The organism is Streptomyces sp. NPDC048255, assembly GCF_040652415.1.
Lineage (GTDB): Bacteria > Actinomycetota > Actinomycetes > Streptomycetales > Streptomycetaceae > Streptomyces.
Genome location: NZ_JBEZMA010000020.1, coordinates 41,117 through 54,208, shown reverse-complemented (window position 1 = coordinate 54,208; position 13,092 = coordinate 41,117). Strand labels below are relative to the sequence as shown.

The 13,092-nt window shown below is 72.1% G+C and carries 10 protein-coding genes; 6 read left to right on the top strand and 4 right to left on the bottom strand.

Annotated elements, in window-relative coordinates; all coding sequences use genetic code 11:
- Positions 1-152: 152 nt before the first annotated feature.
- Entirely contained in the window at positions 153-1,742 is a 1,590-nt protein-coding gene (locus AB0D94_RS18065; RefSeq protein WP_362052397.1) for an RNA polymerase sigma factor, read from the top strand.
- A gap of 98 nt (positions 1,743-1,840) precedes the next feature.
- Positions 1,841-2,767 (top strand): serine protease, encoded by a 927-nt coding sequence (locus AB0D94_RS18060; protein ID WP_362052395.1) that lies wholly within the window; start codon positions 1,841-1,843, stop codon positions 2,765-2,767.
- A 221-nt stretch (positions 2,768-2,988) separates the two neighbouring features.
- Here the strand turns inward: AB0D94_RS18060 and AB0D94_RS18055 are convergent, their stop codons facing one another.
- Positions 2,989-3,222 (bottom strand): hypothetical protein, encoded by a 234-nt coding sequence (locus AB0D94_RS18055; protein WP_030016583.1) that lies wholly within the window; start codon positions 3,220-3,222, stop codon positions 2,989-2,991.
- 446 nt (positions 3,223-3,668) lie between these two features.
- Here AB0D94_RS18055 and AB0D94_RS18050 point away from each other — a divergent pair, with 446 nt between their 5' ends.
- From AB0D94_RS18050 to AB0D94_RS18040, 3 genes are all read left to right on the top strand, one after another.
- Complete coding sequence (locus AB0D94_RS18050; protein ID WP_362052392.1) at positions 3,669-5,789, top strand: DNA topoisomerase IV subunit B; 2,121 nt, start codon at positions 3,669-3,671, stop codon at positions 5,787-5,789.
- 206 nt (positions 5,790-5,995) lie between these two features.
- Positions 5,996-6,499 (top strand): DUF485 domain-containing protein, encoded by a 504-nt coding sequence (locus AB0D94_RS18045; RefSeq protein ID WP_362052390.1) that lies wholly within the window; start codon positions 5,996-5,998, stop codon positions 6,497-6,499.
- Positions 6,496-8,088 carry a cation acetate symporter gene (locus AB0D94_RS18040; protein WP_362052388.1) on the top strand — a complete coding sequence of 531 codons (1,593 nt, stop codon included), beginning with the start codon at positions 6,496-6,498 and terminating at the stop codon, positions 8,086-8,088. The genes AB0D94_RS18045 and AB0D94_RS18040 overlap by 4 nt, the downstream gene beginning before the upstream one ends.
- Before the next feature lie 6 nt (positions 8,089-8,094).
- Here AB0D94_RS18040 and AB0D94_RS18035 read toward each other — a convergent pair whose 3' ends face one another.
- From AB0D94_RS18035 to AB0D94_RS18025, 3 genes are all read right to left on the bottom strand, one after another.
- Positions 8,095-8,796, bottom strand: coding sequence for a response regulator (locus AB0D94_RS18035; protein ID WP_362052387.1), 702 nt, complete (start codon positions 8,794-8,796; stop codon positions 8,095-8,097).
- A complete protein-coding gene (locus AB0D94_RS18030; RefSeq protein ID WP_362052385.1) occupies positions 8,793-10,394 on the bottom strand; it encodes a sensor histidine kinase in 1,602 nt (533 codons plus the stop codon). The genes AB0D94_RS18035 and AB0D94_RS18030 overlap by 4 nt, the downstream gene beginning before the upstream one ends.
- A 175-nt stretch (positions 10,395-10,569) precedes the next feature.
- Positions 10,570-11,805, bottom strand: a complete 1,236-nt coding sequence (locus tag AB0D94_RS18025; RefSeq protein ID WP_362052383.1) for a citrate synthase — start codon at positions 11,803-11,805, stop codon at positions 10,570-10,572.
- Between the two features lie 101 nt (positions 11,806-11,906).
- On the opposite strand from AB0D94_RS18025, the gene AB0D94_RS18020 reads away from it, so the two are divergent.
- On the top strand, positions 11,907-13,082 hold the full coding sequence (locus tag AB0D94_RS18020) for a citrate synthase/methylcitrate synthase (protein WP_362052489.1): 1,176 nt from the start codon (positions 11,907-11,909) through the stop codon (positions 13,080-13,082).
- The last annotated feature ends 10 nt before the right edge of the window (positions 13,083-13,092 follow it).

The window sequence follows — 13,092 nt, the reverse complement described above, 5'->3', positions numbered from 1 at the left end:
GGCCGACGGAGGGAAGACAGCAGCCCTTGCGGGTGCTGTGCAGCTCCCCGGCCCCTGCCCGCGCCCCCGGCCCATCCCCAGTCGGTGGTCGTCGGCTCCGGTCCAGCACCACCAGGCCCGGGGTCGGAAGCCGTTCCCATCGTTCCGAGAGGTTGTTCGTGTCGGCCAGCACATCCCGTACGCTCCCGCCGGAGATCGCCGATTCCGAGTCTGTGATGGCGCTCATCGAGCGGGGCAAGGCCGAGGGGCAGATCGCCGGCGATGACGTGCGTCGGGCCTTCGAGGCTGACCAGATTCCTGCGACCCAGTGGAAGAATGTTCTGCGCAGCCTCAACCAGATCCTCGAGGAAGAGGGTGTGACGCTGATGGTCAGTGCCGCGGAGTCGCCCAAGCGCACCACCCGCAAGAGCGTCGCAGCGAAGAGCCCCGCCAAGCGGACGGCCACGAAGACCGTCACGGCGAAGACGGCGGCAGCGCAGCCCGCCACCACCAGCCCCGCCGCCGAGGCCCCGGCGGCCGGGACGGCCGACCCGGAGACCGCGGACGCTCTCGTGGACGAGACCGGAACCGAGCCCCCCGCCAAGAAGGCGGCGGCGAAGAAGACCGCGGCGAAGAAGGCCGCTCCCGCCAGGAAGACCGCCGCCAAGAAGACCGCGGCGAAGAAGACCGCCTCCAAGAAGGCCTCCGACGAGACCGACGACGAGACCCCGGACGAGGGTCCCGACGCGGCGAAGGCCGAGGCCGACGAGGAGGAGGAGGGCGGCGAGAACAAGGGCTTCGTCATCTCCGACGACGAGGACGACGCCCCGGCCCAGCAGGTCGTCGTCGCCGGCGCCACCGCCGACCCGGTCAAGGACTACCTCAAGCAGATCGGCAAGGTCCCCCTCCTCAACGCCGAGCAGGAGGTCGAGCTCGCCAAGCGGATCGAGGCCGGGCTCTTCGCCGAGGACAAGCTGGCGAACTCCGACAAGCTCGCGCCCAAGCTCAAGCGCGAACTGGAGATCATCGCCGAGGACGGCCGCCGCGCCAAGAACCACCTGCTGGAGGCCAACCTCCGCCTCGTGGTCTCCCTCGCCAAGCGCTACACCGGCCGCGGCATGCTCTTCCTGGACCTGATCCAGGAGGGCAACCTGGGTCTGATCCGCGCGGTCGAGAAGTTCGACTACACCAAGGGCTACAAGTTCTCCACGTACGCCACGTGGTGGATCCGGCAGGCGATCACCCGTGCCATGGCCGACCAGGCCCGCACCATCCGCATCCCGGTGCACATGGTCGAGGTCATCAACAAGCTCGCCCGCGTGCAGCGCCAGATGCTCCAGGACCTGGGCCGCGAGCCCACCCCGGAGGAGCTGGCCAAGGAACTCGACATGACCCCCGAGAAGGTCATCGAGGTCCAGAAGTACGGCCGCGAGCCGATCTCCTTGCACACCCCGCTCGGCGAGGACGGCGACAGCGAGTTCGGCGACCTCATCGAGGACTCCGAGGCGGTCGTCCCGGCCGACGCCGTGAGCTTCACGCTCCTGCAGGAGCAGCTGCACTCGGTCCTCGACACGCTGAGCGAGCGCGAGGCGGGCGTGGTCTCGATGCGCTTCGGTCTCACGGACGGCCAGCCGAAGACCCTCGACGAGATCGGCAAGGTCTACGGCGTCACGCGTGAGCGGATCCGCCAGATCGAGTCCAAGACGATGTCGAAGCTGCGTCACCCGTCCCGCTCCCAGGTCCTGCGCGACTACCTGGACTGACCGGCACGGGGCGGTGCTCCGGTGGCCGCGCGGGTGCGCACGGCCACCGGGCATCCCACTCTGGGTGGAGTCATGCACACTCAGAGTCAGGAGGCCTCATGCGTCGTCCCTTTGCCCGTGTCCTGGCGGGCGCGCTGACCCTGGTGGCGGGAGCGGCCGCGGCGCCGTTGGCCCAGGTGCCACAGGCGGCCGCGGACAGCGTGGTGATCGGCGGGAAGCCGGTGAAGGCGGCCGACAGTCCCTGGGTGGTGGCCCTCGCCAGCCGTGACCGGTTCGGGGGTACGCGGGGCGGACAGTTCTGCGGGGGCGTGATCGTGGCCCCGACCAAGGTGCTGACCGCGGCCCACTGCCTCGCCAGCCAGGTGCTGGGCGGCCCGGTCGAGTCCGTTCCCGACTTCCGGGTGATCGCCGGGCGTACGGAGCTGCGTGCGGCCGACGGCAGGGAGATCGCGGTGCGCGCGGCCCGGGTGAACCCGGCCTACGACCCGCGGAGCAATGCCGGGGACCTCGCCGTACTGGAACTCGAGGAAGCCGTGCCGGCGCACTACGTCCTGCCCATGGCGGGGACGGGCCACCCGGCCTACGCGCCGGGCACGGACGCGGCCGTCTACGGCTGGGGCGACACGAGCGGCTTCGGTGACTACGCGTACGCACTGCGTGCCGCGCGGGTGACCGTCCTGGCCGACGAGGTCTGCGGGCGAGCCTACCCCGGGGACGCCGACGGGCAGTACCGGGCGGAGTCCATGGTGTGCGCGGGGGACGGCGGAGGCGGCAAGGACGCCTGCCAGGGGGACAGCGGGGGGCCGCTCGTCGCCCAGGGGCGGCTCATCGGACTCGTGTCGTGGGGGCGCGGCTGCGGGCGCGCGGACAGCCCGGGGGTGTACACGCGCGTGGCGCCGCTGGCCGGCTTCGTGACGGGCCCGGAGACGGGCGCGCAGGCGGGAAGGGTCCAGGGCGCCGCATCGGGCCCCGCGGGGGGCTACGGGCCAGGAGGATGGCCCGCACAGGGGCATCGCACGCGTTAGGGAGTGTCCGCCGGATCGGGGTGGGGTCCACCCGGCACCCGCCCGGCCCCCCGGCCGTCGCCCGCCGGGCGCCCCTGGCCGTGGCCCGCCGGATACCCCCGCCCGGGGTGCCCACCGGCAAGCGGACATGAGGACGGGCGGCTCCCCCTGGGTCTCAGAGGGGCCGCCCGTCGACCGGCCTGGCCGGTCCTGGCTCGTCGGATGCGAGGTATAGGCCTGTGTCAGCGGTCCTCGGGTTCGGCATTGGCAGCCGGAGCGGACGTGAGCCGCTCGGTCTCATCCTGTATTTCCGCGGCGATCTTCTTGAGTTCCGGCTCGAACTTGCGTCCGTGGTGGGCGCAGAAGAGCAGTTCACCGCCGCTCAGCAGGACGACGCGCAGATATGCCTGGGCGCCGCAACGGTCGCATCGGTCAGCGGCCGTCAGCGGGGTCGCGGGTGTCAGAACAGTAGTCACGTCGCCTCTTCTCTAGCTCGACGAGCTGTCGTACCAGGGTCAACATCCAACCAGGCCGAAAACGTTCCCGCTCGCGGCTTTTCCTCGAAACTTCCTTCCGAAGCTGGCCGGCTGTTGCCGGTTGGCGGCGAAGGAGCCGTATTGCGTTGCTTTACGGTTTCGCGTTGTCAGTCGTTCGCTTGTCGCAGTTCCATCCTCCCCCGGCTGAGTGCCAGGTTGTTCATGAGGACGTGCCCGAACCCTAAATGGTTCATGCCTGGAAGGGAACGTGATGTTTGCTTCACTCCCACGGGCGATCGAACACCCGTACGGACCTGCACTACGCTGGTGAACGGCGAGGGTGGCGTTGCATCGGCTCTACCAGGCCTCGGTACCCTTCGACCGGCACCCCCGCCACCCCTGAGCCCGACCGGGCCAGAAAAGAAATTCAGCGAGGAGCGAACTGCGTGACCGCCGACACGTCCGTGCCTTCCAGCGCGCTGCTGTCCGGAGCAGACCGGGACGGTTCCAACTACACCGCGCGGCACCTGCTCGTCCTCGAAGGCCTCGAGGCCGTCCGCAAGCGCCCCGGCATGTATATCGGTTCCACCGACAGCCGGGGCCTCATGCACTGCCTCTGGGAGATCATCGACAATTCCGTCGACGAGGCCCTGGGCGGCTACTGTGACCACATCGAGGTGATCCTCCACGAGGACGCCTCCGTAGAGGTCCGGGACAACGGCCGCGGCATCCCCGTGGACGTCGAGCCCAAGACCGGGCTGTCGGGCATCGAGGTCGTCATGACCAAGCTGCACGCCGGCGGCAAGTTCGGCGGCGGCTCGTACGCGGCCTCCGGCGGCCTGCACGGCGTCGGCGCCTCCGTGGTCAACGCCCTCTCCGCCCGCCTCGACGTCGAGGTCGACCGCAACAGCTCGACGCACGCCATCAGCTTCCGCCGCGGCGTCCCCGGGATGTTCACCGAACAGGGCCCCGACAGCCCCTTCGACCCCGCCAACGGCCTCCGCAAGATCAAGCGCGTGCCCAAGGGCCGCACCGGCACCCGGATCCGCTACTGGGCCGACCGCCAGATCTTCCTCAAGGACGCCCGGCTCGGCCTGGAGACGCTCTACCAGCGCGCCCGCCAGACCGCCTTCCTGGTTCCCGGGCTGACCCTGGTCGTCCGCGACGAGCGGGGGATCGACGGAGCCGGCAAGACCGAGGAGACCTTCCGCTTCGACGGCGGCATCAGCGAGTTCTGCGAGTACCTCACCCAGGACAAGGGCGTCTGCGACGTCCAGCGCCTGACCGGCACGGGCACCTTCAAGGAGACCGTCCCGGTCCTCGACGACCGCGGCCACATGACCCCCACCGAGGTCACCCGCGAGCTCGGCGTGGACATCGCCCTGCGCTGGGGCACGGGGTACGAGACCAACCTCAAGTCCTTCGTGAACATCATCGCCACCCCCAAGGGCGGCACCCACGTGTCCGGCTTCGAACGCTCGGTCACCAAGACCGTGAACGAGGTGCTGCGCTCGGCCAAGCTGCTGCGCGTGGCCGAGGACGACGTGGTCAAGGACGACGCGATGGAGGGCATGACGGCCGTCGTCACCGTCCGCCTCGCCGAGCCGCAGTTCGAGGGTCAGACCAAGGAGGTGCTGGGCACCTCGGCGGCCACCCGGATCGTCTCCGCCGTCGTCGCCAGGGAGCTCAAGGCCTTCCTGACCTCGACCAAGCGCGATGACAAGCAGCAGGCCCGCGCCGTGATGGAGAAGATCGTCGCGGCGGCCCGGACCCGGATCGCGGCCCGCCAGCACAAGGAGGCGCAGCGCCGCAAGACCGCGCTGGAGTCCTCCTCGCTGCCCGCCAAGCTGGCCGACTGCCGCAGCGACGACGTCGACCGCAGCGAGCTCTTCATCGTCGAGGGCGACTCCGCGCTCGGCACCGCCAAGCTCGCCCGGAACTCCGAGTTCCAGGCGCTGCTGCCGATCCGCGGCAAGATCCTCAACGTCCAGAAGTCCTCGGTCTCGGACATGCTCAAGAACACCGAGTGCGGGGCGATCATCCAGGTCATAGGGGCCGGCTCGGGCCGGACCTTCGACATCGACGCCGCCCGCTACGGGAAGATCGTCCTGCTCGTCGACGCCGATGTGGACGGCGCGCACATCCGCTGCCTGCTGCTCACGCTCTTCCAGCGGTACATGCGGCCGATGGTCGAGGCCGGGCGGGTCTTCGCGGCCGTGCCGCCGCTGCACCGGATCGAGCTGGTCCAGCCGAAGAAGGGCCAGGACAAGTACGTGTACACGTACTCGGACAACGAGCTGCGCCAGACCCTGCTCGAGTACCAGCGCAAGAACATCCGGTACAAGGACTCGATCCAGCGGTACAAGGGCCTCGGCGAGATGGACGCGGACCAGCTGGCGGAGACCACCATGGACCCCCGGTTCCGTACCCTGCGCCGGATCAACATCGGCGACCTGGACTCGGCCGAGCAGGTCTTCGACCTGCTCATGGGCAACGAGGTGGCCCCGCGCAAGGAGTTCATCACCAGCTCCGCGGCCACCCTGGACCGCTCGCGCATCGACGCCTGATCCGGCCGGTCCGCCACGGCCGGGGAGGACCGCTCCCCGGCCGTGGCGGCCGTCCCCGCTGCCACGGACCGGTGCGACGGCACACCGGTGGCGTTCACTCCATCACCTGAAGGAGTGAAGAGCGCCGGGACACCAGTCCGGAAACCGTCCATTCCGCACATCCTTGTGGGCACGCGGCCAATGCGGCAGCGGACAAGGAGAGTTCGGTGGTCAAGCACGAAGGTCCCGATGCCGGAACGATCCGGCTGACCGACCCCTGGTACGACGCGCTCGCCGTCGGCTGGGGCGAGGTGGAGGAATCGTCCCCGCCGCGCCCGGCCCCCGGCGGCCGGCCCGCACCCGGCGCGTCCGACATCTACCTGGAAGTGCAGCGCAGCGCCGCCTTCCAGGAAGTCCGCAGCCGCTACCGCAGGTTCGTCGTCCCCGCGACCATCGGCTTCCTCCTCTGGTACGTCGCCTACGTGGTCGCCGCCACCGCGGCGCCCGGCCTGATGGCCCGGCCGGTGGTGGGCGCGGTCAACGTCGCCCTGCTGGCCGGGCTCGGCCAGTTCCTCAGCACCTTCCTGCTGACCTGGGCCTACGCCCGGCACGCGCGGCTGCGCCGGGACCGGGCCGCCCTGGACCTGCGCTGGACCGTCTTCGAGCAGGAGCAGGTCCGCCGGGCGGATGCCGGGGAGCGGGCCCGGTCCTCCAGGGAGGCCGGCCGGTGACCACCGAGCACCAGAGCCTCGCCCTGATCCTCTTCAGCCTGTTCATCGCCGTCACCCTCGGCATCACCACCTGGGTCAGCCGCAACCGGCACGGTTCGGCGGAGGAGTTCTACGCGGGCGGGCGGCTGTTCTCACCACTGGAGAACGGTTTCGCCATCGCGGGCGACTACATGTCGGCCGCTTCCTTCCTCGGCATCTCCGGTCTCATCGCCCTCTTCGGCTACGACGGCCTGCTGTACTCGGTGGGCTTCCTCGTCGCCTGGCTGGTGGTGCTGTTCCTGGTCGCCGAACTGGTCCGCAACTGCGGGCGGTTCACCCTCGCCGACGTGGTCGCGGCCCGGATGAGCGAGCGGCCGGTGCGGATCGCCGCCGGGGCCTCCTCGGTCGTCGTCTCGGTGCTGTACCTCGTCGCGCAGATGGTCGGCGCGGGCAGCCTGGTCGGGCTGCTGCTCGGGAACTCCAGCGCCACGGCCCGGACGCTGACCGTGATCGGGGTCGGCGCCCTGATGGTGGTCTACGTGACCTTCGGCGGGATGCGGGCCACCACCTGGATCCAGATCGTGAAGGCCGTCCTGCTGATGGGCGGGGCGATCACCCTGACGGTGCTCGTGCTGCTGCGCTTCCACGGCAACTTCGACCAGCTGCTCACGACGGCCGCCGACCGCAGCGGGCACGGGACGCGGTTCCTGAGCCCCGGCCTCAAGTACGGCGGGGACTGGACGGCCCGTTTCGACTTCATGAGCCTCGGCCTCGCGCTGGTCCTCGGGACCGCCGGGCTGCCGCACATCCTGTCGCGCTTCTACACCGTGCCCACGGCGCGGGCCGCCCGCCGCTCGGTGGTCTGGGCGATCGGGCTGATCGGCGCCTTCTACCTGATGACCATCGTGCTGGGCTTCGGAGCGGCCGCCCTGGTGGGGCCCGCGGAGGTCCGGGCCTCCAACGCCTCGGGGAACACGGCCGTCCCGCTGCTCGCGGCGCACCTCGGCGGGGGAGCGGGGTCCACCGGGGGCACGGTGCTGTTCGCCTTCGTGGCTGCCATCGCCTTCGCCACGATCCTCGCCGTGGTCGCCGGGATCACTCTCGCCTCGTCGGCCTCCGTCGCCCATGACCTGCACGCCTCCCTCAAGCGCAGGCGGGCCAGGCAGCGCAGCGAGGTCGCGGTCGCGCGGGTAGCGGCCGTCGGCATCGGGGCCGTGGCGATCGCCCTCGGGCTGTTCGCCCAGGACCTCAACGTGGCCTTCCTGGTGGGGCTGGCCTTCGCCGTGGCGGCTTCGGCGAACCTGCCGGTGCTGCTGTACTCGCTGTTCTGGCGCGGGTTCACGACCAGGGGCGCGGTGTGGTCGGTGTACGGAGGGCTGGTTCCGGCGCTGGTCCTGGTCGTGCTCTCGCCCGTGGTCTCCGGCAGTCCCGACGCGTTCTTCCCGGGCGTCGACTTCCAGCTCTTCCCGCTCCAGAACCCCGGCCTGGTCTCGATTCCGCTGGGCTTCCTGGCGGGCTGGCTGGGCACGGTCTCCTCCGGGGAGGAACCGGACCGGGCGAAGCACGCGGAGACGGAGGTCCGCTCCCTCACGGGCGCCGGTGCCGTCTGAGGGCCGTCAGGTGGTTCCCTCCGAGGGGAGCCAGGTGTAGCGGTGCTCGGGGCGGCCGGTTTCGCCGTATCGGAGGGCGAGCGTAACGCGGCCGGACCGTTCGAGGAGCTTCAGGTAGCGCTGGGCGGTCTGGCGGCTGATGCCCGCGCGGTCGGCGATCTGCTGGGTGGAGAGCGGGCCGCCGGCGGCGCGCAGGACCTGACGGACCAGATCCGCGGTGGTGGGGGAGTGTCCCTTGGGGAGCTCGTTGGGGGTGCCGGCCGCGGCGAGCGTGCCGAAGATCCGGTCGACCTCGGACTGTTCCGCCTCGCCGCCGGTCTCCAGGGTGCGGCGCAGGGCTCCGTAGGCCTCCAGCCGGGTGCGCAGGCCGGCGAAGGTGAACGGTTTGACGAGGTACTGGAGGGCGCCGAGGCGCATGGCGGACTGGACGGTCGCCAGGTCGCGGGCGGCGGTGACCATGATGACGTCGGTGCGGTGGCCGAGCTGGCGCAGGCGGCGGACCAGGTCCAGGCCGTTCTCGTCCGGGAGGTAGTGGTCGAGGAGGACCAGGTCCACCGGGTGGGTGGTGAGGAAGTCGAGTGCCTCGGCCGCCGAGTGGGCCTGTCCCGTCACCTGGAAACCGGGAACCTTCGTCACGTACGCCGCGTTGATCCGGGCAACACGCATGTCGTCGTCGACGACCAATACGTGAATCGGGGTCTCGTTCATCGCAGGGCCTCCGGGAGTACGACGGAGAACTCCGCCCCTCCGTCCGCTGCTTCACCGGCCCGGGCGCTGCCGCCCTGCCGTTGCGCGAGACGGCGTACGAGGGCGAGACCCAGCCCGCGCTCGCGGTGGGCCTTGGGCTGCTTGGTCGACCAGCCCTCCGTGAAGATCTCCTCGCGGCGCGCGGCGGGGACCCCGGGCCCGCTGTCGCGCACCCGCAGTACGGCCGTGCGGCCTTCCGCGCGCAGTTCCACCTCGACCAGGGGCGCCATCGAGCCGGCGGCGGCGTCCAGGGCGTTGTCCACCAGGTTGCCGACGATGGTCACGAGGCCGCCCGGGTCCACCAGGCGGTCGGGGAGGAGGCTGCTCCCGGCCAGCCGCAGGGGGACGCCGCGTTCGGCGGCCACGGTCGCCTTGCCGACCAGGAGGGCGGCCAGCAGCGGGTCGTGGATCTTCTCCGTGACCTGTTCGGCGGTGGTGCGGTGCACCCCGGCGACCTCGGTCACGAACTCCATCGCCTCCTCGTGCAGGCCCAGCTCCAGCAGGCCGAGGAGGGTGTGGAGGCGGTTGGCGTGCTCGTGGTCCTGGGCGCGCAGGGCGTCGATGAGGCCCCGGGTGGAGTCGAGCTCGCGGCTCAGGTGCTCCAGCTCGGTGCGGTCGCGCAGGGTGGCCACGGCGCCGCCGTCCTCGGTGGGCATCCGGTTGGCCACCAGCACCCGCTCGCCCTGGACGGTGAGCAGGTCGCGGCCCGTGACGCGGCCGGACAGGACGTCGGTGGTACGGCCAGCACCGAGTACGTCGTCCAGCGGGCGTCCCGCGAGGGTGCCCGTGGAGTCCGCGGCGAGGCCCAGCAGGCGGGCTGCCTCGTCGTTGACCAGCCGGACCCGGCCCTCCCGGTCGAGGGCGATGACGCCCTCGCGGATGGAGTGCAGCATCGCCTCGCGTTCGGCGAGGAGGCCGGCGATATCGGAGAAGGCCAGGTCCCGGGTCTGCCGCTGGATGCGGCGGGACACCAGGTAGGCGGCCAGCGCGCCTGCCGCCAGGGCGCCGCCCGCGTAGGCGAGCATCCCGGGGATGGCGCCGAGGAGCCGGTCGCGCACGCTGTCGTAGGCGATGCCGACGGAGACGGCGCCGACGATCTCCCCGTCGGCCGCGATCAGCGGGACCTTGCCGCGGGCCGAGCGGCCCAGCGTGCCCTCGTCGATCTCCATGACCTCGCGGCCGGCCAGGGCGTCGCTCGGGTCGGTGGAGACGGGCAGCCCGATCCGGTCGGCGCTGGGGTGCGAGCGGCGGATGCCGTCCAGGTCGAGGACGACCACGTACTCGGCGCCGGTGGCCCGGCGGATCCGCTCGGCGGAGGCCTGCACCGGGCCGTCCGCGGAGGCGCCGGAGTCCAGCAGGCCGGCGGCCAGCGCCGGGTCTGCGGCGGCGCTCTGCGCGATGGCCAGAGCCCGTCGCATCGCCTGGTCGTCGAGCTGTGCGCTCAGCGGCGCCAGGAAGAGCCCCGTGGCCAGCACGACGACGCCCGCGGCGATGGCCAGCTGGGTCAGGAGGATCTGGGAGACGGCCCGTCTGGGCAGCCCGAGGCGCCGAGCGCTCATGAAGAGGAACCGCATGGGGAGCTACGTTACGGGGCCGCTCCGGCGGGACGCCGCCGTCCGGTCGCGGAACGGGCGCCGCAGCCCGGCCCCCGTAGCCGGGCTGCTCCCCGCAGCCGGGTCCCGGGCCCTGCGGGCCGGGCCCGGCCGCCCGGGGCGCGGGTGCCGGATCTGCCCGTCAGGGCATCGGCTGGGGCGGGCGGGGCCCCTGGTACTGCCCGCTGGGCCGCATCCGCAGCGGCCGTTCCTGGTACTCCTCCAGCGCGTGCGCGATCCAGCCCGCCGTGCGGGCCACCGCGAAGACCGTCTCCCCGGCCTCCGCCGCCATCCCGCAGGACACGGTCAGCACCGCCAGCGCCAGGTCCACATTGGCGTGCAGCCCGCCCTGCCGGGCCATCACCGCGGCCACCTCGCGCGCCGCCGCCAGCGCCGGGCCGGCCTGTGCGAGCCCGTCCAGCCGGGCGAACAGCGCCGTCGCCCTCGGGTCCTCGCCCCGGTACAGCCGGTGGCCGAGCCCGGGCACCCGCCGTCCCGCCCGCAGGTGATCGGCCACCACGGGCGCGGCCCCGCCCCGCTCCAGCACCTCGGCCAGCATCCGGTGGGCGAGCCGCCCGGCCGCGCCGTGCAGCGGCCCCTCCAGCGCGCCGAGGCCCGCCGACACCGCCGCGTAGGGATGGGCCCGCGCCGACGCGGCCACCCGTACCGCCAGGGTCGAGGCGGCCAGGTCGTGATCGACCAGCAGCCCCAGCGCCAGGTCGAGCACGCGCAGCGCCTGCTCGTCCGGCTCCCGCGGGGTCAGCCGAGACCACAGCTGCCGGGCCAGCGGCCCGTCGCCCGGTTGCGCCGCGCCCAGCTCGGGCAGCGCGCCGACCAGCGTGGGGATCAGGCAGCGCGCGGAGCCCAGTACCGCTTCCTCGGACAGGTCGAAGCGCAGCGGATCCGCCACGGCCGCGGCGGCGACGGCCACCCGCAGCCGGTCGACCGGACCGCTGTGCTCCGGCAGGGCGGCCACGGCCCGCCGGGCCGCCGCCAGGACCTCAGGAGGAGCGGTGAACCGGGCGCCGCGCGGCAGGCTGCCCGTCCACAGCCACTCGGCGACCTCCTCGTAGGCGTACCGGGAGGCCAGTTCCACGGCGTCCACGCCCCGGAAGAAGTACCGGTCGGGCTCGATGAGCGTGAGCGAGGTGCGTACGGCGAGGTCCCCGGCGGGGGCCGCCGCTTCGCGCCTGCTCCGCCTGGCCAGCGCCTCCACCTCGGCGGCGTCGAAGCTGCTGCCGCGGCCCACGGCCTCGCGGCGGCTCGTGAGCTGGCCACGGCTGACGTACGCGTACACCGTCGCCGGCTTCACCCCCAGCAGCCTGGCCGCCTCCTGGGTGCCGATCCGGCGTCCGCCGCCGTCCGTCTGGTCGTCCATGACCGACACCTTACAGACGTCCAGCTATGTTGATTCAATCAACATTGACAGCGATTGAATCCATCATGGATGGTCGATCCATGAACACCACGGACAGCACTATGGGCAGCACTACGGACAGCACCACCGACAGCAGGATCGAAGGACCGCGCGGCCTCGCCGGGGTCGTGGTCACCGAGACCGAACTGGGTGACGTCAGGGGCCGCGAGGGTTTCTACCACTACCGCCAGTACTCCGCCGTCGACCTCGCCGGAAGCCGCAGCTTCGAGGACGTGTGGCACCTGATGTTCCGGGGCGCGCTGCCCGCAGACGAGGCCGAGCGGGCCGCCTTCGCCGCCGAGACCGTCCCCCTGCGCCGGCTGCCGGACGAGGTCCGCGAGGCCCTGCCCGCCCTCGCCCGGGCCACCGCCCTCTCCGGCCCTCTCGCCGGGCTGCGGACCGCGCTCTCCCTGCTCGGCGCCTCCGCGGGCTTCCGCCCCGTCTACGACCTGGACCCCGCGGGCCGTGCCCGCGACGCCCTGGCCGCCTGCGCCGCCGTACCGACCCTGCTCACCGCACTGCACCGGCTCGGGCAGGGGCTGGAGCCGGTCGAGCCGCGAGCTGACCTCCCGTACGCCGCCAACTACCTGTACATGCTGACCGGCGAGGAGCCCGACCCCGTCACCTCCCGCGCGGTCGAGCGGTACCTGATCTCCACCGTCGACCACGGATTCAACGCCTCCACCTTCACCGCCCGCGTCATCGCCTCCACCGGCGCCGATGTCGCCGCCTGCCTGACCGGGGCGATCGGCGCGCTCTCCGGCCCGCTGCACGGCGGCGCCCCCAGCCGGGCCCTGGACACCCTCGACGCCATCGGCACCACGGACCGGATCGGGCCGTGGATCCGCGAACGGGTGCTGGCGGGGGAGCGGATCATGGGCTTCGGCCACCCCGTGTACCGCACCGAGGACCCGCGCTCGCGCATGCTGCGCGACATCGCCCGGCAGTTCGGCGGACCGCTCGTGGACTTCGCGGTGGAGGTGGAGCGCCAGGTCGAGGAGATCCTCGCCGAGCTCAAGCCGGGCCGCGAACTCCACACCAACGTGGAGTTCTACGCGGGCGTGGTCATGGAGCTGTGCGGGATCCCGCGCGAGATGTTCACCCCGACCTTCTGCGCGGCCCGCGTCGTCGGCTGGGGCGCGAACATCCTCGAACAGGCCGCCGACCCGAAGATCATCCGCCCGGCCGCCCGCTACACCGGCCCCGTCCCGCCGCAGCCGGTACCGGTGCTCGGCTGACGGCGGCTGG

What these genes read in the sequence shown, in the direction of transcription:
- AB0D94_RS18060 (WP_362052395.1), top strand. Translation starts at nt 1,841, where the DNA reads ATGCGTCGTCCCTTTGCCCGTGTCCTGGCGGGCGCGCTGACCCTGGTG.
- AB0D94_RS18035 (WP_362052387.1), bottom strand. Translation starts at nt 8,796, where the DNA reads ATGAACGAGACCCCGATTCACGTATTGGTCGTCGACGACGACATGCGT.
- AB0D94_RS18030 (WP_362052385.1), bottom strand. Translation starts at nt 10,394, where the DNA reads ATGAGCGCTCGGCGCCTCGGGCTGCCCAGACGGGCCGTCTCCCAGATC.
- AB0D94_RS18025 (WP_362052383.1), bottom strand. Translation starts at nt 11,805, where the DNA reads ATGGACGACCAGACGGACGGCGGCGGACGCCGGATCGGCACCCAGGAG.
- AB0D94_RS18020 (WP_362052489.1), top strand. Translation starts at nt 11,907, where the DNA reads ATGGGCAGCACTACGGACAGCACCACCGACAGCAGGATCGAAGGACCG.